Origin of the sequence: Phaeobacter sp. HS011 (assembly GCF_018101215.1) — a bacterium.
GTDB classification, from domain to species: Bacteria; Pseudomonadota; Alphaproteobacteria; order Rhodobacterales; family Rhodobacteraceae; genus Phaeobacter; species Phaeobacter inhibens.
Genome location: NZ_JAGEUF010000003.1, coordinates 46,562 through 67,567 on the forward strand (window position 1 = coordinate 46,562; position 21,006 = coordinate 67,567).

Sequence of the window (21,006 nt, forward strand, 5' to 3'; positions counted from 1 at the left end):
CATAACGAGGATTGCCACCAACGCGGCTCTACCTGACAAGGTGACGGCTGAGGCCCCGCCTCAGACCGTGGACCCCAACAGGCTGCAAACCGGCAAAGCGCGCACCGGCATTGCGGGGCGCGCTTTTCATTTGGCAGTCAGATCACTCAGTATAGCGGTACCGATCCGAGACGCCCCCCCGGATGGCCATAAGCACGTGCGCGCAGGGCCTAGACCTTGCCCTCCGCGAGGCTCAGATGATCCGGTTTCAGACCGTCATCATACCGCTGGATCGCCTTCTCCATCAGCGCTTCGAAATCGCGGACATATTGCTCAGTATCATACAGCGGCGTGGTCGGGATATTCGCTTTCAGTTTCTCACGCAGCGCCTGCCGCTCTTCCGGCTGGGTGGCCAGCCGCAGCGCCAGCGCACGATACTCCTCATCCGTCTCGGCAATCAGCTCCGGGCAGCCGACAGCCGTCACGATACTCGCCGCGACCCGGGCCGCAAATTGCTCTCCCGGTTTGGTGACCACGGGCACGCCGGACCACAACATCTCGCTCGCCGTGGTGTGGGCATTACAGGCAAACGTATCGAGGAAGATATCCGCAAGAGGTAGGCGCGCAACGTGATCCGGAGTGCTGCAGCGACCGGCAAAGACAATCCGATCCGCAGGAACCCCGCGCGCCTCTGCTTCCTTCAGTATATTGGCACGGACGATGTCAGCAGCAGCCAGGAACCACAGAACGCTGTTATCCACGTCCTTCAGCAGGTCCATCCAGATATCAAATTCTGCCGGGGTAACCTTGTTGTGGTTGTTGAAGGAACAGAACACTACCGCATCCTCCGGCAGCCCCATATCGGCCCGTGTCGGCTTTTCCTCAGGATGCGCGCGGCTGTTGTCATTCACCTGATAACAGTTCGGCATATAGAGAATCTTCTCTGAGAAATGACGTCGCCCCTCCTTTGGGACGGTAACGGGATCCGCGAGGAAGTAGTCCATCGTCGGCATGCCTGTTGTGCCTGGATACCCCAGATAGGAGATCTGCACCGGCGCTGCGCGGAAACCGAAAATCGCAGGCCGGGCATGTTTGGTGTAACCTTTCAGGTCAATGGCAATATCGAGACCATCCGCCCGCGCCAGTTCGGCCACATCCTCGTCTTTCATGTTCTCGATCTGCCGGTAGCAATCTGCTGACGTCAGAACGCGCTGACGCATCACGTTATCGGGTTGTGCGCTGTAGTCGTAAATGTAGATTTCGAACTTGCCCCTGTCATGCAACTCAAAATGGCGAGCCATCAGGAACATCGTCGCATGATTGAAGAAATCGCATGAAAAATAGCCAATCCGGATCTTACGACCAGCCACGGGAGACCGGTCGAATTTGCATGCAACTTTCCGATCCGAGATAGCCGCCTTTTTCTTGGTTTTCATAACAGCGCGCTTTTTCTGAAAGGCGCCGTCATCTACATAGAGCAGCGTGGTGAACGGGTCACCATTGGCCGGATCATTGTCCAGTATCCTCAACTTGTTTTTCTGGTCCTGATAGACCGCCCAGTCGCAGAGATTCATCTGCGACTGCACAAGCCGCGAAACATTCATCGCATTTTCCGGGTCCAGCTGATATACGGCTTCGAAAAAACCCACCGCGTCGCTAAGCTTGTCCATCAGGAATAAAATGGTCCCGATCGCGCTCAGCCATGTGGGATTGGTCGGCTCCAGTTTGAGGGCACCCATCAAATGCTTCAGGGCCAGCTCGTATTTTTTCTCCTGCATAAAGCTAGACGCGACCTCTGCATGCAGCGTGGCATTGTTCGGCTCAAACATAAGCGCCTGAGTGGTCAGCTCGCGTGCGCGTTGGTAATCGGCCTCCACAAAGGCCCGACTGGCCTCGACCTTGAGTTTTTCAACGGGTGATAGGACAGGCGTCTCAAGTTTGCGACGCGCCGATTTCGAAAGATGTTTGGTGCGCAATGGCTTGTTCATAGAAAGTCTGCCCTCAGCTGATCCTCCGCGGCTGCAATGCGCCACGGTTTTTGACAAATTTCAGTCAGTTTGAAGGAAAATGCCTAAGAAACGGTTCACTTCACTTCCTGTCGCACTTCTTGCAGCAATGCCCTTACTTATCCGCCAGAACCAAGGGCAAACCGACATTTCTGCACAGCAGCTTTGCACCGCTGCCGCTTGCCCTGTCGCGCTTGGGTCGCTAGAAAAATAAACAACCGTTCAATTCATGACGACTCCGGCGGGTCATATCCGGGCCGGGCTGCGTTCACACGAGGGAGGACACGCTGTGGATTTCGCATTGACCGAGGAACAGACCGCCATTTTCGATATGGCTTTTGCCTTTGGACAGGAGCATATCGCCCCCTTCGCCCGCCAGTGGGAGGCCGAGGGCACAATTCCGAAATCGCTCTGGCCGCAGATCGGCGAGCTGGGCTTTGGCGCGCTTTATGTCTCCGAAGAAACCGGCGGCGCGGGCCTGTCGCGACTGGATGCCACCTTGGTGTTTGAGGCGCTGTCGATGGCCTGCCCGTCTGTTGCGGCCTTCCTGTCGATCCACAACATGTGCGCCAAGATGCTCGACAGCTTTGCCAGTGACGAGATGAAGGCGCGGATCATGCCTGACATCCTGTCGATGAAGACCGTGCTCAGCTACTGTCTCACCGAGCCCGGTTCCGGCTCTGATGCCGCAGCGCTGAAAACCCGTGCTGCCAAAACCAACGAGGGCTATACTCTCAACGGCACCAAGGCCTTCATCTCGGGTGGGGGGTATTCCGACGCCTATGTCTGCATGGTGCGCAGCGGTGAGGACGGCCCCAAAGGTGTCTCTACCGTCTATGTCGAGGATGGCACAGCAGGGCTCAGCTTTGGCGGGCTTGAGGAGAAAATGGGTTGGAAGAGCCAGCCCACAGCCCAGGTTCAGTTCGACGACTGCAAAATCCCCGCCGCCAATCTGGTCGGAGAAGAAGGCAAAGGGTTCACCTACGCGATGAAAGGTCTGGATGGCGGGCGTCTGAATATCGCCTCCTGCTCGCTCGGCGCGGCACAGCAGGCGCTGACCATGACCCTGCAATATATGTCCGAGCGCAAGGCCTTTGGCAAATCCATCGATCAGTTCCAGGGCCTGCAATTCCGCCTTGCGGATATGGAAATCGAACTTCAGGCGGCCCGTGTGTTCCTGCGTCAGGCCGCGTGGAAGTTGGATCAGGGCGCGCCGGATGCCTCCAAACACTGCGCTATGGCGAAGAAGTTTGTCACCGAAGCTGGCTCCAAAGTGGTCGATCAATGTCTGCAACTGCATGGCGGCTATGGCTATCTCGCGGACTATGGCATCGAAAAACTGGTGCGCGATCTGCGGGTTCACCAGATCCTGGAAGGCACCAATGAGATCATGCGTGTGATCACCGCGCGCCATCTTCTGGCCGAAAACCACTGAGGCAGCCATGAGCGATATTGATATCCGCATCACTGGCCGCGCCGGGCGGATTACCCTCACCCGCAGCAAGGCGCTGAATGCGCTGAGCTATGACATGTGCATGGCCGTCGACGCCGCGCTGAAAGCCTGGGCCGATGACGATGCCGTTGATCTGGTGGTGATGGACGCCGAGGGCGAGAAAGCCTTCTGTGCGGGCGGTGACATTGCCGAACTCTACCAGACCGGCACCAGTGGCGATTACGACTATGGTCGCCGGTTCTGGCGCGATGAATACCGTATGAACGCCCGGATCTTTGAATACCCCAAACCGGTGGTCAGTTTTCTGCAGGGGTTCGTCATGGGTGGCGGCGTCGGTCTTGGCTGCCATGGTACCCATCGCATCGTCGGCAACAGTACGAAGATCGCCATGCCCGAGGTTGGCATCGGTCTTATTCCTGATGTTGGCGGCACCCTGATGCTGGCCCTGGCGCCGGGGCGTCTGGGGGAATACCTCGGCCTCACAGGGGCGCGGATGACGGCGGCGGACGCGATCTATGCGGGCTTTGCCGACCACTACATCCCCGAAACCCGCTGGCCTGAGCTAATCGCCGAACTGGAACACTCAGGCCGCGCCAATCTGCTTGCAGACGCCGCAGAGACCGCACCCGAAGGCCGTCTGGAGGCGCTACGCGACACCATCGACCACAGTTTTGCCGGCGAAACACTGGGCGCTATTCTGACCACACTTGATCAAGACAGCAGCGCCTTCGCCGACGAGACACTGAAAACCCTGCGACGCAACGCCCCGCTGTCGATGGCCTGCACCGTCGAGCTGCTGCACCGGCTGCGCCTCGGCACCATGGGCATTCGCAAGGCGCTTGAACTGGAATACCGCTTCACCCATCGTGCGATGGAGAAGGGCGACTTTCTGGAAGGCATCCGCGCCCAGATCATTGACAAGGACCGCCAGCCCAAATGGCAATATGCAGATCGTGATGTGCCTGCTACCGCTGTCAGCCAGATGCTGATGCCGCTGGCGACCCAGACGCTGCAGTTTGAGGAGGAGAACACATGAACATCGGATTTATCGGTCTTGGCAATATGGGCGGCCCGATGGCGGCCAATCTGGCCAAGGCAGGCCACACCGTCACCGGCTTTGACATGGCGGATGTCTCGATTGAGGGTGTCACCATGGCGGCCTCCGCCGCTGAGGCCGCGACCGGCGCCGACGTGGTGATCACCATGCTGCCGAATGGCCAGATCCTGCGCGCGGTTGCAGATGACGTCATCCCGGCCATGGCAGAGGGTACCACGCTGGTGGATTGTTCCACCGTCGATGTCGACAGCGCCCGTGCCGTGGCCGATCAGGCAGGGTCCGCCAACCTGATGTTTGTCGATGCCCCGGTCTCCGGCGGTATTGGCGGCGCTTCAGGTGGCACGCTCACATTTATGGCCGGCGGCTCCGCTGCAGCCTTTGCAGCAGCGGAACCACTGTTTGACATCATGGGTCAGAAGGCTGTGCATTGTGGCGATGCCGGCGCCGGTCAGGCCGCCAAGATCTGCAACAACATGATCCTCGGCATTACCATGATCGGCACCTGCGAGGCCTTTGCCCTTGCCGACAAACTGGGCCTCGACCGTCAGAAGATGTTCGATGTGGTCTCCACCTCCTCTGGCTACAGCTGGTCGATGAACGCCTATTGCCCGGCGCCGGGGGTTGGCCCTCAATCGCCTGCCGATAATGACTACCAGCCCGGTTTTGCCGCAGAGCTGATGCTGAAGGATCTGCGCCTGGCACAGCAAGCCGCCCATAGTGCGGATGCCGATACCCCGATGGGGGCGCTGGCACAGGCGCTCTATTCCATGTTTGTTGAGGAAGAAGGCGGCGCAGGCAAGGATTTCAGCGCCATGCTGCCCCGCTTTGAGGCGCGCAGCCGCCACGATTGATCCCGCACGCACCGCAGGGCACAGCCTACCGCGGCCTATGCGCCGCCATACCGGCCAGCCAGCGGTGCCTACGCAGATCATCCGCGCTTTCATAAAAAAGCAAAACACCGCAGCCCGGATATAGGCTGCGGTGTTTTGCTTTAAATTGGCGTTTCACATCGAAAATATGCCAACCCCATTATTTCGACCAAACCGCCGTGAAACCTGCAACAGCGGATCGCGAAATTGTCGTTAATATTTCCCTAACACGCCAGAACCGCCGTTAGGAAATATAAAATTCTCATTTTTACGCCGCCGGGCGCGTTAACTTTTTCCTAGACGCATGAAAACCCATATGCCAACCTACCATTAGATCAACGACATATCTGATCACCCCCGACGATGCGGCTAGAAACGGCCCCTCCCTCTGGAAGCAATCCGGACACCACCTGTCAATTGGCATCAGGTCAGTAAACTGTGGAAATTAACAACAGAAATAGAATGAGAAAGGAAACAATTAACAGAAGCGATCCTTTGCGAATACGTAAGAAACGACACTGATCCCCCACCGGTTTCGTCTATTTCGTCGCATTTACACAGGTTCGTTTGGCTTCTGAAAAGAAGACTTCCACGCCAATTGGATTAAAGACTTTGGTTTGCGACATCTGCTGCCTGCATGTCCTCGTCTGCAGGCTCTCCCCCACCCCCAACGGGTGTCGCGCCGTCCCAATCCAGCTCTGTGGAAAGCGCCGCTGACAGAACGTCGGCGGCGCTTCGTTTTTTGGGGTCAGACCCGTCGAGGGATACTGCAAAGCCTGCGGCGGATCACTCCGCCGCGAGACTGCGGGCGTCGAGGATCTCTTTGAGGTAGTGACCGGTATGGCTGCCCTTCGTTGCGGCCACATCCTCCGGCGTGCCTGCGGCTACGATTTCGCCGCCGCCATCGCCGCCTTCCGGCCCAATATCAATGATCCAGTCGGCGGTTTTGATCACATCCAGATTATGCTCGATCACCACCACGGAGTTGCCCTGTTCGACCAGTTCATGCAGCACTTCCAGCAGCTTGCGAACATCCTCGAAATGCAGACCCGTGGTCGGCTCATCCAGAATATACAGCGTTCGCCCGGTGGACCGTTTGGCCAGTTCCTTCGACAATTTGACTCGCTGCGCCTCGCCGCCCGACAAGGTGGTCGCCTGCTGGCCCACCTTGATATAGCCAAGGCCCACCCGCATCAGCGCATCCATCTTGTCGCGGATCGACGGCACCGCCTGGAAAAACTGTTGCGCATCCTCCACCGTCATATCCAGCACATCGGCAATCGACTTGCCCTTGAACTGGATTTCCAGCGTCTCGCGGTTGTAGCGCGCGCCCTTGCAGGTCTCACATTCCACATAGACATCCGGCAGGAAGTGCATCTCGATCTTGATGACCCCATCGCCCTGACAGGCCTCGCAGCGTCCGCCCTTCACGTTGAAGGAGAACCGGCCCGGTTTGTAGCCACGGGTTTTGGATTCCGGCAGCCCGGCAAACCACTCGCGGATCGGAGTAAAGGCCCCGGTATAGGTCGCCGGATTTGAACGCGGCGTGCGCCCGATCGGGCGCTGGTCAATGTCGATCACCTTATCCAGATGCTCCAGCCCCTTGATGGTTTCACAGGGGGCCGGGGTCTGGCGTGCGCCATTCAGGCGCATGGACGCGGTCTTGAACAGGGTTTCAATGGTCAGCGTGGACTTGCCGCCACCAGACACGCCCGAAACACACAGAAACTTGCCCAGCGGGAACTCTGCCGTGACGTTCTTGAGGTTGTTGCCGGTGGCCTTGACCACCTTCACCGATTTCCCATTGCCCTTGCGGCGCACCGATGGGACCGCAATCTCGCGTGTGCCGGAGAGATACTGCCCGGTGATCGACCCTTCATCAGCGGCAACCATCTCTGGCGTGCCGTGGCTGACCACCTGCCCGCCATGCACACCGGCACCGGGACCGATGTCAAAGACATAATCCGCCTCGCGGATCGCGTCCTCGTCATGTTCGACCACGATCACCGTATTACCCTGATCCCGCAGGTTTTTCAGGGTTTCCAGCAACCGGTCATTGTCACGCTGATGCAGCCCGATGGACGGCTCATCCAGCACATAAAGAACGCCTGTCAGACCAGAGCCGATCTGCGATGCCAATCGGATCCGCTGGCTCTCCCCACCGGAGAGCGTGCCGGCATTGCGGCTCAGGGTCAGGTATTCCAGACCGACATTATTCAGAAACCCAAGCCGTTCGCGAATTTCCTTCACGATGGCGCGGGCGATTTCCTGTTTCTGCGCCGACAGCTGATTAGGCACATCCTCAATCCAGGCCAACGCCTCGCGGATCGACATCTGCACCACCTGCCCCACATGCAGCAGTTGATCCGGGCGGGCGCCAGCAGGACCGATTTTAACCGCCAGCGCCTCTTCGCGCAGACGATAGCCTTCGCAGACACCGCAGGACCGGTTGTTCTGGTAGCGTTCGAATTCTTCGCGAATCCAGTTGGAATCCGTCTCTCGGTAGCGCCGTTCCATATTCGGAATGACCCCTTCGAAGACGCGCGTCACCTCATAGACGCGGCCGCCTTCATCGTAGCGGAACTTGATTTCCTCGTCGCCGGAGCCGCGCAGGAACACCTGCTGCACCTTGTTCGGCAAGTCTTTCCACTTGGTGTTCTTGTTGAACTGATAATGCTTGGCGATGGCTTCGATGGTCTGCAGAAAATAGGGCGATTTGCCCTTGCGCCAGGGGGCCAGCGCCCCGTCATAGATTTTCAAGTTCTGATCCGGCACCACCAGACGCTCGTCAAAGAACAGCTCAACCCCCAGACCGTCACATTCCGGACAGGCGCCAAACGGCGCGTTAAAGGAAAACAGCCGCGGTTCGATCTCAGGGATGGTGAAACCGCTGACCGGGCAGGCAAAGTTCTCGGAAAAGGTGATCCGCTCAGGCTCAGGCGCCTCTTCACCCTCGGCCGCACGCGGGGCGGTTTCCAGAATGGCAATCCCATCGGCCAGATCCAGCGCGGTCCGCAGGCTGTCGGCCAGCCGGGTCTCTAACCCCTCGCGCACCACCAGACGATCAACAACGACGTCGATGTCATGGCGGAACTTCTTGTCCAATGTTGGTGGCTCATCCAGCTCGTAGAATTCGCCATCGACCTTCACGCGCTGGAACCCCTGTTTGCGCAGCTCCAGGAATTCCTTGCGGTATTCCCCCTTGCGGTCCCGCACGATGGGCGCCAGCAGGAAGCCACGGGTACCCTCCTCCAGCGTCATGATCCGGTCGACCATATCCTGCACCTGCTGCGCCTCAATTGGCATTCCGGTGGCCGGCGAATAGGGCGTGCCCGCGCGGGCAAACAACAGACGCAGATAGTCGTAAATCTCGGTCACGGTGCCCACAGTCGATCGCGGGTTTTTCGAGGTGGTTTTCTGCTCAATGGAGATCGCGGGCGACAGGCCACTGATGTGATCCACATCCGGCTTTTCCATCATATCGAGGAACTGGCGCGCGTAGGCAGACAGGCTCTCGACATAGCGGCGCTGGCCTTCGGCATAGATGGTATCAAACGCGAGGCTGGACTTGCCCGAGCCGGACAATCCGGTGATCACCACCAGCTGATCGCGCGGGATATCCACGTCGATGTTTTTCAGGTTGTGCTCGCGCGCACCGCGCACTTCGATCGATTTCAACTCAGCCATACTGCCCCCAGATTCAACGCCAGCCACCCTTGCAGCCAGTGTCCGACCCTACAGATAGGGACTGCGCGCCGAGTCTCCAATAGAAAAATGAGAACGGAGCGCGAACATGCTCAGATTGCTGCGGTTTGCCCGCGCCGCCGTGCCAGCATCGCATGCACAGCAAAGCCGCCGAGGAACAACACCAGCGCCAGCATCATCATTCCATGGTATCCGCCAACAGCAACGGCGGCCACCATCAGCGGCGTACCAATGGCATTGCCCATATTGCCGGCCTGGCTCATCGCGCCATTGGATTGCGCCTGCTCTGCCGCCTCGGCGTTCAGCTGCGGCACCGAGGCAAAGCTGGCCCCCTGCACCAGCCCAAAGGCCACCGCCAGCGCCATGCAGGCCAGCGGCAGACCGGGCATCAGCAGCAGCCAGACCGCGCCACCAGCGGCCAACAGAAACCCAGCCTGCACCACACGCACCGCCGCCATCCGGCGCAGCAGCCAGACGCCCAGCGTCATCGAGGTGGCAATGCTGACCAGCGGCATGGCACTGATCACGCCCACCCGCACCGCAGGGTCCAGATGCGGTGGCAACACCGTCAGAAGCGCCACAAAACAGGTGGTATAGAACAGCCAGCCCGCCGCCGGGGCCACTTTCGCCGCAGAGCGGTAGATCTCAAGATGCAGGCCCGGCAGGTCCGCCAGCTTGGGCAGCGGTAAACGGGGTGGGACCTGCACCGATTTCAGCACCCGTCCCAACACCACTGCCAACACTGCCATCACCAGCGCATGGGCACCAAACAGCGACAACAGGCCGAACCCGGCAACCAGCGGCAGGCCAAACCAGACCAGCAGCGCAAAGGAGACACCAAAGAAGGTACTCCAGATCGACAGCGCCGTGCCACGGTGGCGCGGGCTACAGATCTGCGGGATCAACGTTGGGGCTGCCACCACGATCCCAAGATGCGACAGGCCTTCGATCAGCCGTGTTGCCAGAAACAGACCATAGGGCAGATGCAGCGCCTGAAGTGCCGACATCGCCGCCCCGATCCACAGCGCCCACACAAGGCTGCGACGATAGCCGAACGAGGCGACAAACCCGCCCGCAACCACGCCCAACAGAATGCCCATCACCCCGACCATGGTCACCGTCAGGCTGAGCGTCGAACCGGCCCCCGGGTACAATACCTCCAGCTGGTCGAAGATGACGCTGATCTTGCCATATTGCGCCGCGGCCCCCAGACCGGCGGCCCAGATGATCATCACCACACCCCAACGGGTCTGCGGCTGGCTGATATGGGATGTGTTCATGGGGCTGCCCTCATTGCAATCGCGCGTCGCGCATGGAATCCGCCAGGACCGGCCGAAGCGCATGGCATACCCCGCCCCATCGCGAAGCACCAGACAGACTGAGTGCCCCAAGCAAAAACCATATGCAAAACCCCACATGCAAAAACGCCCGAAGCATGGCCTCGGGCGTCTCTGTCACCTCAATCAAGCAGGCCCTAAGACCAGCTTACATATGGATCACCCGGTCAAAGGCATCGAGCACGCTCTCATGCATCATCTCGCTGAGAGTCGGATGCGGGAAGACAGTGTTCATCAGATCTTCTTCGGTGGTCTCCAGCTGGCGGCCCACCACATAACCCTGAATCATCTCGGTCACTTCCGCACCCACCATATGCGCACCCAAAAGCTCACCTGTTTTGGCGTCAAAGATGGTCTTCACCATGCCCTCGGCCTCGCCCAGTGCAATCGCCTTGCCGTTGCCGATGAAGGGGAAGCGACCGACCTTGATATCGTACCCGAGTTCCTTCGCCTTGGCCTCGGTGTAGCCGACGGAGGCGACCTGCGGATGGCAATAGGTGCAACCGGCAATGCTTTCGGGCTTTACGGCGTGCGCGTGTTTGCCCGCGATCAGCTCGGCCACCATGACGCCCTCGTGCGACGCCTTATGCGCCAGCCAGGGCGCGCCGGCGATATCGCCGATGGCATAAAGCCCATCGACGCCGGTGCGGCAGTATTCATCTGTCACAACATGGGTACGGTCAACCTTGACGCCCAGACCTTCCAGGCCCAGACCCTCGACGTTGCCGACGATGCCCACGGCAGAGATCACGGTGTCGAACTCCTGTTTTTCGACCTTGCCGCCCACTTCGATATGGGCAGTCACTTTGCCCTTGCCGCGGTCCAGCTGCTTGACCATGGCTTTCTCCATGATCTTCATGCCCTGTTTGACAAAGGCCTTCTTGGCAAAGGCGGAGATTTCCGCGTCTTCCACCGGCAGCACCCGGTCCATGACTTCGACAACGGTCGTGTCGGCGCCCAGCGTGTTGTAGAAGCTGGCAAATTCGATACCGATGGCGCCGGAACCAATGACCAGCAGCTTCTTCGGCATCCGCACCGGATCCAGCGCGTGTTTGTAGGTCCAGACCAGATCACCGTCGGCCTCAAGTCCGGGCAGTTCCCGCGCACGCGCGCCGGTGGCCAGCACGATGTTCTTCGCCGCCAGTTCCTGCGTGCCCTTTTCGGTTTTCACCGACACTTTGCCCTTGGCCGGGAGCGTCGCTTCGCCCATCACCACCGCGATCTTGTTCTTCTTCATCAGATGGCCGATGCCGGAGCTGAGCTGTTTGGCGACCCCGCGTGAGCGTTTGACCACCGCGTCCAGATCATAGCCGATGTTGTCGGCTTTCAGCCCGAAATCCTTCGCCCGCTCCATCAGGTGAAACACCTCCGACGACCGCAGCAGCGCCTTGGTCGGGATGCAGCCCCAGTTCAGGCAGATGCCACCCATATGCTCACGTTCGACAATGCAGGTCTTCAGCCCCAGCTGAGCGGCGCGGATGGCGGCCACGTAGCCCCCCGGCCCTGCGCCGATTACGATCACGTCATAGGTTTCTGCGGCCATGGTAGTTCCTCGCCAAGCTGGATCAAAAACTAGTTCACCGTTAAACTATTTTCCGCAGCACTGCAATCATCCAGTGCAGGCTCATAGCGGCCATGCAAGAAACAGCAACGCCGCGCCCCGATCCTTGGGGCGCGGCGCAAAACCAGTGTCAGGGCAGGATGCGTTTCAGGCAAGCCCGAAAGGCAACTGCCTCAGCCTGCGGCCTGAAGACTGCGCATGGTGTTGCCATAACCGCCAGCCATCACATAATCCATTTCCGGCGCCGTGCTGCTGCGCGACAGCGCCTCATTACGATAGGGGAAGCGGCCAAACTGCCGGATCACCTCGCGGTGGGCCCGCGCATGCAGCAGATTGGAGGCGCTGTTCTTGGGCATCCGCTCCACTATCAGTCGCACACAGCGCTCCTGATCGCACAGGTTCTCCGAGTGCATCAGCGGCAGGTAGAAAAACTGCCGCTGCGGCTCATCAATCTTCATGTCCCAGGACTTGCTGATCGCACATTTCGCCGCCGCCAGCGCGAGCGTATCCGTGGCAAAGGCCTGCGCCACGCCCCGGAACATATTACGCGGGAACTGGTCGGTCAGGATGATATAGGCCAGAACCCCCTTCGGCCCGCTGCGCCAGTGGTCGCATTTGCCCTCACAGGCGGCCTCCCACGTCGTCTCGAACCGGCCCCGGATCTCCTGATCCAGAGCGTCATCCTGCACATACCAACCCTTCTCACCCGTGTTCACGAGCCAGAAGTCTAGGATCTCCTCAGGACCTGTCATAGGTCTGCCTCCACATAGATACCATCCTGAAATTCAGACGCTTTTGCAGAGATTTTACAAGGGCAAGCCCGTCACGATTTGCGTCATACACGACAGTTTCGTGAAAATTCTGCCACAGTTTCTATTAGTTAGCGCAATCAACTCGCTTCGGCGGCGGCTTCTTGCTCCTCAATATCCGTTTCGATTGCATACTCTTGGGCAAACTCAACCACGACAGGTGATCCGGTTGGAGCCATTGGTGACATGATCCCGGTTTCATCATTGGGAATGGCTGGTCGCTGAGTCGTCCGGTAACCGGCATAGACCGCCAGCACCAACAGAAGCACCGCCATAAATAGAAAGAAGCCCGGCGCGCCAAAGACGCTATCGCTCATCAGCCAACCTGTGATCAGCGGGCCAGCAACTGCCCCCAGACCGTTGATGAACACCAACCCACCCGAGGCCGCCGGCATGTCATCATATTCCAGGTAGTCATTGGTATGGGCGATCAGCAGCGAATAAAGCGGGTTCGTCATGCCACCAATCAGGAAGGCCGCAATCAAAAGGAAGTTGAAATCTGCCCCCAAGGTCATCGCACCAATCGCAGCTGCGCCAGCCACAGCTGCGCCAAACAGGATCAGGATCCGGCGGTCCATCCGATCAGACATCCAGCCGAGCGGATACTGCATCACCACGGCCCCCACGTAGAACGTCGCGACAAAAATCGAGATCTGCGTCAGGCTCAGCCCCGCAGAGGCCGCGTAAACCGCACTCATGCCGAACTGGGCAGAGAACACACCGCCCAGCAGGAACATGCCGACACAACCCAAGGGCGAGGCGTCCATCAGCTGGCGCAGCGACATCGGCTTGGTCCGGTCAAACGCAGGCGTCGGCGAAATCGACAGCAGAATCGGCGCGAAGGACACCGAAACCACCACCGAGGCAATCACGAAGGTCTCATAGCCCGACGGATCCCCCACCAGCATCAGTGCCTGCGCGCTGACAATGCCGACCATCTGCACGATCATATAGAGAGAGAGCGCCTTGCCCCGGTTGGCATTGTCAGAGGCATTGTTGAGCCAGCTCTCTGCGGTGACATACACGCCAGAGAAGCAGAACCCGATCACAACACGGCCCAGCATCCAGGCCACTGGATTGGTGATCGCAGGATACAGGATCATCACCGCGGAAATAAACGAGGCCAGCGCCGCAAAGACCCGCACATGACCAACCCGCCGGATCATCTCCGGTGCCAGTCGGGACCCGCCCAGAAAGCCCACGAAATAGGCCGACATGACAAAGGACATCTGAAGGGTCGAAAACCCTTCGATATCCCCTCGCACACCCAAGAGAGTGCCCTGCAGACCGTTGCCGATCATCAGCATTCCCATACCCAACAGCAGCGCCCATGCGCTCGACAGCACCTGCCACATTGCCCGTCTCTCCTACTTTGCTTGTCTGTGCCAGAGCACGTCTAACAGGCCCTGGCCCCTCGCTGGGGGTGTTGAACTGGTCACGGACATCGCCATCACCGCGCGCCGTTATGAACGAAATCCCATGGCGTTTTCATGACCAAGAGAGCCAAAAAACCGGGTGTGCCCATGGCAGACCCGGTGACGACAGAACCCGGCAAGACCATAGGACCAACCGGTTAAATCTGCTTTTCGCTGAAATTGCGCCTCAGGTCTGCGACATCTCCGCCGTCGGCGGGATCAAAAGCGACGCATCGCCATAGGAAAAGAACCGGTATTCCTCGGCCAGCGCATGATCATAGATCGCCCGAATCCGGTCCTGACCCATCAGCGCCGAGACCAGCATCAACAGCGTCGATTTCGGCAGGTGGAAATTGGTCATCAGCGCATCCGCCACATGGAAGGTGAAACCGGGATAGATAAAGATATCAGTATCCCCCTCCCAGGGCTGGATCGCACCCGACTGCCCCGCACTCTCGATCAGCCGTAGCGCCGTGGTGCCAACCGGGATCACCCGCCCGCCTGCCGCCTTGGTCGCGGCAATCTCCGTCGCCGCCTCGGCGCTGACGCGGCCCCATTCGGCATGCATTCGGTGGGTGGTCACATCCTCCACCTTCACCGGCAGGAAGGTGCCCGCGCCCACATGCAGGGTGACATAGCTGATCTCGACACCCTTGGCCTGCAACTCCGCCAACAGCGCATCGTCAAAATGCAAGGATGCCGTGGGGGCCGCCACCGCACCGGAATTGCGCGCCCAGACGGTCTGATAGTCGGTTTTGTCCTGCTCATCCGCCGGTCGTTTGGCGGCGATATAAGGTGGCAGCGGCATTGCGCCGGCCTCCGCCAAAGCGGCATCAAAATCGGTACCACTCAGATTGAATTTCAGATGGCCCTGCCCGTCTTCAATCCGCTCCAATGTCGCACTAAGCGCGTCGGAGAAAATGATCTCTTCGCCCGGCTTGACCTTCTTCAGCGGTTTCAAAAGCGCCGCCCAGCTGCCATCCGCGCCCGGATCCAGCAGCGTGATCTCCACCTTGGCGGCCATCGGCCCCTGTGCGGTGTCGCGGTGACGCAACCCGCTGAGGCGCGCGGGAATCACCTTGGTGTCATTCAGCACCAGCCGGTCGCCGGACCGCAGCCACTGGCCCAGGTTGGCCACGCGCGCATCACTAATACGGTCGCCTTCCGCCACCAGCAGCCGCGCGGAGCTGCGCGGCACTGCCGGACGGGTGGCAATGCGGTCATCGGGAAGATCGAAGTCAAAATCACTGAGTTTCATAGGCTGCGATATAGGCTGTTGCGCCGCACTTGGCCAACAGGTTTTGCGCAGAAAACCGTCAAACACCGCGCCGAAATCGGCCTCCGCCCCAAGGCCTGCCCCCTAGCGATCTTCGCCGGGTGAGACGGAATAGGGCGGCCGTTCCCGCTCGGCCCGTGGCACCACGGTGCTGGGTGGTTCCTCCCCCGGCAGGCTTGGCGCCGGACCCCGAAACAACTCGCGGAAGATCCCCGGTGCCAGCCCCGACAGCGGGTTCACCTGAACACGCGGATCATCCGCCGCCCCCTTCAAAGTGAAGGCAAAGCCAATCAGCCCCTCCCCCTTGCGGGTAAAGACCCGGCCAACCGCATTGAGCAGATAGATCGGAGAGATAACGCCCCGCATGTTCAGCACGCTACGGTCCAGATCATAATTGCCATCCATCGACAGACCAATCGACGGCCCCACCGCGCTGCTTTCATGGACGATCAGATGGGTCGCCCCCAGCCGGAACTTGGCCTCTACCGTGGTGAACAGGATGCCCTGCCCCGCCAGCGCATCAATCAGCCCGACTACGCTCACCGCGTTCAGCAGCGCCGCCATGGATGGCGCGTCCTTAATGCGGGTGTTCTTCACCTCAATCTGGCCGTCATATTCACCGGGCGCGCCGGGGGCGGGCACCAGCGACATATCAAACGTTCCGCCCGATCCATGGCGCAGCACGCCCGCCGCGCGGAACACGCCGCCGGCATCCTGCGACTGGATTCGGGTGGCAAAACCGCCATCCTTGGGCACCACCACGCCATTGACCCCGGTTTGACCGTTCAGTGCCGCAGTAAAATTACCATTCAACCCTCCGGTGGTGGAAAACCGCCCGCGAAAGCCGGTCAGGGCAATGCTGTCTGTGACCTGCATTCGGTCCAGTTGCAGGGTGATTGGTCCGGTCCCGCCAGAGGACCCACCGCTGCTGCCACTGCCGCCCGATCCATCGGGCATCTGTCGCAGATCCAGCACACCGCTACGGATATTAATGCCCGGCGCCCGCGTACCGCGCCCGGTCAGTTCGACCGCGCCACGGAACCAATCGCGCAGCGTCACCGGATCGAACCGCGCCCGGCGCAGCCCCCCGCCTGCCTCCAGCGTCACCGACCCACTTGCCTGCAACCCCGCCCCCTCAAGCGACAGCGCCTCCACCCGTGGCGTCTCTCCCAGAGTGGCGCGCATCCGCAGCTGGCCGGTGGTGGCTTCGCTCAACCGCCAGCTCAGCGCCGGGATCCGCAGGCCCAGCCCGCTCAGATCGCTCTCGAGCGTCAGCTTCGGCGCCACGCCCTTGTCGATCACCACTTCATACCGGCCCACCCCGCGACCGAATACAGATCCCGCAGGCAGCCCGATATCAAACCTATCAACCGTGTCCTGCGACAGCTCAATCGTGCCTTTGACCCGCACAGGTGGCGCCTGACCCGCCGCTGCACTCGCCCGCTCCACTGCCGGACCGACCGCCTGCCGCCAGACGAGGCTGCCCGGCACCCCCGAAAGCGCCCCGTCCCCCTCAATCTGCACGTGGCCCTGATCCCCGCTAAGCCCCAGCACCTCAGCCGAGAGGCGCTCGCCCGGCACCAGCACAGCACTGGCCGCGTCGCGAATATGCCCCCTGTAGTGATAGGTGATCTCCTCCGGTGTCACCCCTTTGCGCAGCGGCAGGGACAGCGTCCCGCTCAGCGCCACCTGTCCGGAGGCCAGATCCACCGGTAACCCCGCCTTGTCCATCACCGAAAGCGGCGGACGGTTGAGCAGCGAGAGCGCCGCCGTCACCGCGCCCGAGGCCTCAATCCGGGCGATCCCCGGCGCGCCGTCCTTCACCGAAGTGTCAGGAATAATGAACGACGTACCCGCCGCATCCACGCGCCCGCCCTGATCCGCCGTCACCCAGCCCTTTGTCGCCATCACCACCAACCGGTTGCCGTAAAGGCTGAACTGCCCGGCGGCCTCCCGCAGAGGGGGCAGCGATTTCTGGAATTTCACCGCCGCATCTTCAAAGGCCAGATCGAGATAGACGAAGGGTTTCGCCGTGCCACTGCCGCGCATGGCAAAATTCACATCCCGCGCATAACCACCCAACAGGTTCTCGCGCACCCATTCGCGCGGCTTTGGGGGCGCTGCGGCAGGCCAGACCTCTTTCAGCCGCTCGGCGGTCATCCGGTTGGCGCGTCCGTTCAGCGCGTAATCCCAACCCGTCTGCCCCGCCGAAATCTCGCCATCCAGCAGGATCCGCGTCTCACCGTCGCGCACCAGCATCTCGCCCAGACGCAGCCGGAACGGCGCCATCTCCAGTTTGAAATCCGCCGTCACCCCGGCGAGATCCAGTGGCGTATCATAGAGTTTCGCCGGGTTGAGGCTCAGGCCCTGAAACCGCAATTGTCCGACCAGATCGGTCAGCTGGCCGTTTTCCACCCCGATCAGACGCGCCCGCCCTTCCATCGTGCCGGAGCCCCAGCCGCTGTTCACCGACAGCTCGTTGAAGCGCAGTTCCTGCCGGTCCGGCAGATAGGTGAAATAGCTCTGCGCGCCGGTGATCGGCACCGGGCGGGTGGCGGCGGTGGGCTGGATCACCCCTTCGCCAATCTGCAAGCTGGCAGAGACCGGCAGCAAGGCCCCCTCGCTGCTGATCGCGCCGCGCAGAGACCCCGAAATCGGCGCGTCCAGAACATCCAGCCAGCCGAGTGCTGCGCTCTGGGCAGCGATATCCTTGCTCGCCACCGAATTGACAAGCACGCCAAATTCCGCCGCCTTGTCGCCGATCGCGGAGCTGTAATTCGCCTCAACAGTCCCAACGTAATCGCGCCCGCTCAGCAGCGAGAACCCGGCGGCCAGTTCAATATCCTGACCGCTGCGGTTCATGCGAATGCTGCCGCCATCCAGCGTCCAGACCCGCCCCAGACGCGCATCCTCATAGCGCAGGGTCAGCGCGTCGGTCTCAACCTCGACCAGCGCTGACAGCACCGGTAACTCCAGCTGGCGGTCCCATTGCTCAATCAGCGCAGGCAGGGTGGCCGCCTGCCGCAGCGGTGCCTCCCCCTCGGCCAAACTCAGTGCCAGACCGCCACTATTGTCCCGCCGCAGGGTTCCGTAAAGCCCGCTCAACATGATGGTCTTAGGCCGGATCTGACCGCGCAGCAGGGGCCGCATCGCCAGCGAGGCCTGCGCATCCGCCAACCGCGCCACCCGCGCGCCGGTCTCATCACGCAGGGTCACATCGCGCAGGCTGATGCGGGGCCGCCAGCCCCGGTTCACCACCAGATGAATGGCGCCGAATTCAATGCTTAACCCGCCCAGATGCCGCTCAATCCGCCGCTCCACCCGGTCACGCACCCAGTCTGGCGCGTCAAGCCGCGTCCCCAGCCCAAGGAAAACAACCCCGCTTGCCAGCAATGCCAGAACCACGGCGGTGATGGCTGCACTGCGCAGCATCCGGCGCAGGATGCGGGGCTTCGGCTTGGCTCTGACATCCGAAGCGGGTTGTGACACTGCAGCGGCCACTGTCTCTGCATCCTCGTCAGCAGGTTTGACGAGATCCCCGGCGGAAATGCCATCGGACGCCCGTGGCCCCGGAACCGGCACCGGCACCGCCTCGTCCTGCATTATGCGTTCCGCCTCGGCCTCTTCCCCTTCGGGCGCTGCGGTCACCTCCGGCGCCTCCTCATCCGGCCCCAGAAACCCCGGCCCGTCCGGCGGCGGCACCGCCTTTGCGACAGCCACACCCTCCGCGGCCACGGCCCCACTGGGCCCGGCATCCTGCACGGCATCCGCCGACGCAGAGGAAGATGGCTCCTGTTCAGAATCCACCGCTTTGGATGAGGCTGGTTTAATCCTTGCTTTCCCTTTGCCTGTGATGGCCTAACTGTGGCACGCAAACCCTGCGAAACCGTTTTGGAGACCTCGAATTATGCTCGCCCCCTCAGACCCCGCACCCTCCTTTAACCTGCCCCGCGATGGCGGTGGCACCGTGACGTTGGAGGAGCTGCGCGGCAAGGCCGTCGTGCTGTTCTTTTACCCCCGCGATGATACCCCGGGCTGCACCAAGGAATCCATCGGATTTTCCGAGCATCTGCAGGCCTTTGCCGATGCCGGGGCGGTGGTCTATGGCATCTCCAAGGATCCGGTCGCAAAACACGACAAATTTGTCGCCAAACACAGCCTGACCACGCCGCTCCTCTCTGATGCCGAAGGCACCACCTGCGAGGATTATGGCGTCTGGAAGGAAAAGAACATGTACGGCAAGAAACACTGGGGGATCGAACGCTCGACCTTCCTCATCGACGCCGAGGGCAACATTGCCCAGATCTGGCGCAAGGTGAAGGTCGACGGCCATGTCGCCGAGGTGCTGGAGGCCGCCAAAGCGCTCTGATCGCCCATTCTGGCAGCCCTGCATATGCCCATTGGCCGGGCGCAGGGCCGCCTATCCGCTTGCAGGTCAGCGCGCCCGGTGGCAGGGAATGGCCAACAACAGCCCAGCTCAACAGCCCACCGCCGAAACGGATCCGCGAAGATGACCAGCGACGCATCACAGACCAACGCAGACAGCCCTGACCGCCCGCTCAGCCTTGCGCAAATGGCGCAGCAGGTGCTGACCACCGCCGATGGCCGCGAGAAAACCACCCTGTCGCGCCGCCATGCCGCGCACTGGTTTGCCTATCGCGCCGGTGATGTGGCAAAGATTGAGGTCGGCACCGCCAGCCCGCCACTGCACCCCGCGCGTCCCGATAAGCCCGAACTTCTGAACCCGCGCGACGTGCCCCGTCGTCGCCCCGGATCCGAGGCCGGACGCAAGGCGCTTTTGCACGCGGTGGCGCATATCGAACTGAACGCGGTTGATCTGCACTGGGACATCATCGCGCGGTTCTCCCATGTGCCGATGCCGCTCGGCTTCTTTGACGACTGGGTTAAGGCGGCGGATGAAGAATCCAAGCATTTCAACCTGATGTGCGACTGTCTTGAAGCCCTGGGCAGCTACTACGGAGAGCTGCCTGCCCATATCGGCATGTGGCGCGCCGCCGAAGACACCGCCGAGGATCTGATGGGCCGCCTCGCCGTCGTGCCGATGGTGCTGGAAGCGCGCGGTCTGGACGTCACCCCCGGCATGATCGAGGTTTTCCGCAAGGCAAAGCTCACTCAGGCGGTTGACGCGCTGGAGGTGATCTATGCCGAAGAGGTCAGCCATGTGGCCTATGGATCAAAATGGTTCCACTTCCTCTGTGGGCGCGACAATCTGGACCCGAAGGAGGTCTTTCATGATCTCGTCGGCAGATATTTCCATGGCCATCTGAAGCCGCCCTTCAACGAGGAAAAACGCGCCGAGGCCGGGATACCGCCGGATTTCTACTGGCCGCTCGCCGACGAAATCCCGGTCAAACCCCCGGCCCTGCGCTAGGCGTCGCCCAGCCGGGCCTTCAGCGGTGAATTCCGCGCAACCTTTGCCCGCCACAGATAAAATCGGCCTGCCTATCATCGGCGGGCCGCTCTTTTCGCACGCACCGGCACCCTGCCTGCGCCGTCATCATCCCGCCAACCCCCGTCA

Annotated in this window: 13 protein-coding genes; 5 read left to right on the forward strand and 8 right to left on the reverse strand. The window is 60.9% G+C overall.

Annotated features, from left to right (window positions below):
* Nucleotides 1-209: 209 nt before the first annotated feature.
* Nucleotides 210-1,967, reverse strand: coding sequence for a UDP-N-acetylglucosamine-peptide N-acetylglucosaminyltransferase (locus J4721_RS06220; RefSeq protein ID WP_211002474.1), 1,758 nt, complete (start codon nucleotides 1,965-1,967; stop codon nucleotides 210-212).
* 307 nt (nucleotides 1,968-2,274) lie between these two features.
* Between J4721_RS06220 and J4721_RS06225 the strand changes: the two genes are divergently transcribed.
* From J4721_RS06225 to mmsB, 3 genes are read left to right on the forward strand one after another with little or no spacing between them, the layout of a single operon-like run.
* Nucleotides 2,275-3,420, forward strand: coding sequence for an acyl-CoA dehydrogenase family protein (locus J4721_RS06225; RefSeq protein WP_014880128.1), 1,146 nt, complete (start codon nucleotides 2,275-2,277; stop codon nucleotides 3,418-3,420).
* Between the two features lie 7 nt (nucleotides 3,421-3,427).
* Nucleotides 3,428-4,474: an enoyl-CoA hydratase/isomerase family protein gene (locus J4721_RS06230; protein ID WP_211002473.1), complete on the forward strand. Its 1,047-nt coding sequence runs from the start codon at nucleotides 3,428-3,430 to the stop codon at nucleotides 4,472-4,474.
* Complete coding sequence (gene mmsB / locus J4721_RS06235; protein WP_102858622.1) at nucleotides 4,471-5,346, forward strand: 3-hydroxyisobutyrate dehydrogenase; 876 nt, start codon at nucleotides 4,471-4,473, stop codon at nucleotides 5,344-5,346. Before J4721_RS06230 ends, mmsB begins: the two co-directional genes overlap by 4 nt.
* Nucleotides 5,347-6,150: 804 nt before the next feature.
* Here the strand turns inward: mmsB and uvrA are convergent.
* The 7 genes from uvrA to J4721_RS06270 all read right to left on the reverse strand — a co-directional run bounded on the left by uvrA (nucleotide 6,151) and on the right by J4721_RS06270 (nucleotide 19,274).
* Nucleotides 6,151-9,051 (reverse strand): excinuclease ABC subunit UvrA, encoded by a 2,901-nt coding sequence (gene uvrA / locus J4721_RS06240; protein WP_211002472.1) that lies wholly within the window; start codon nucleotides 9,049-9,051, stop codon nucleotides 6,151-6,153.
* A gap of 110 nt (nucleotides 9,052-9,161) precedes the next feature.
* Nucleotides 9,162-10,412 (reverse strand): MFS transporter, encoded by a 1,251-nt coding sequence (locus J4721_RS06245; RefSeq protein ID WP_211002471.1) that lies wholly within the window; start codon nucleotides 10,410-10,412, stop codon nucleotides 9,162-9,164.
* 142 nt (nucleotides 10,413-10,554) lie between these two features.
* On the reverse strand, nucleotides 10,555-11,949 hold the full coding sequence (gene lpdA / locus J4721_RS06250) for a dihydrolipoyl dehydrogenase (RefSeq protein ID WP_014874836.1): 1,395 nt from the start codon (nucleotides 11,947-11,949) through the stop codon (nucleotides 10,555-10,557).
* A gap of 191 nt (nucleotides 11,950-12,140) precedes the next feature.
* Nucleotides 12,141-12,719 (reverse strand): DUF924 family protein, encoded by a 579-nt coding sequence (locus J4721_RS06255; protein ID WP_211002470.1) that lies wholly within the window; start codon nucleotides 12,717-12,719, stop codon nucleotides 12,141-12,143.
* A 137-nt stretch (nucleotides 12,720-12,856) separates the two neighbouring features.
* Nucleotides 12,857-14,131 (reverse strand): MFS transporter, encoded by a 1,275-nt coding sequence (locus J4721_RS06260; RefSeq protein WP_211002469.1) that lies wholly within the window; start codon nucleotides 14,129-14,131, stop codon nucleotides 12,857-12,859.
* A gap of 247 nt (nucleotides 14,132-14,378) precedes the next feature.
* Nucleotides 14,379-15,449, reverse strand: a complete 1,071-nt coding sequence (gene queA / locus J4721_RS06265) for a tRNA preQ1(34) S-adenosylmethionine ribosyltransferase-isomerase QueA (RefSeq protein ID WP_211002468.1) — start codon at nucleotides 15,447-15,449, stop codon at nucleotides 14,379-14,381.
* 102 nt (nucleotides 15,450-15,551) lie between these two features.
* Complete coding sequence (locus J4721_RS06270; protein WP_211002467.1) at nucleotides 15,552-19,274, reverse strand: DUF3971 domain-containing protein; 3,723 nt, start codon at nucleotides 19,272-19,274, stop codon at nucleotides 15,552-15,554.
* Between the two features lie 100 nt (nucleotides 19,275-19,374).
* Here J4721_RS06270 and J4721_RS06275 point away from each other — a divergent pair, with 100 nt between their 5' ends.
* On the forward strand, nucleotides 19,375-19,836 hold the full coding sequence (locus J4721_RS06275) for a peroxiredoxin (protein WP_014874841.1): 462 nt from the start codon (nucleotides 19,375-19,377) through the stop codon (nucleotides 19,834-19,836).
* Nucleotides 19,837-19,977: 141 nt separating this feature from the next.
* On the forward strand, nucleotides 19,978-20,859 hold the full coding sequence (locus J4721_RS06280) for a ferritin-like domain-containing protein (protein ID WP_102876730.1): 882 nt from the start codon (nucleotides 19,978-19,980) through the stop codon (nucleotides 20,857-20,859).
* Nucleotides 20,860-21,006 lie beyond the last annotated feature (147 nt).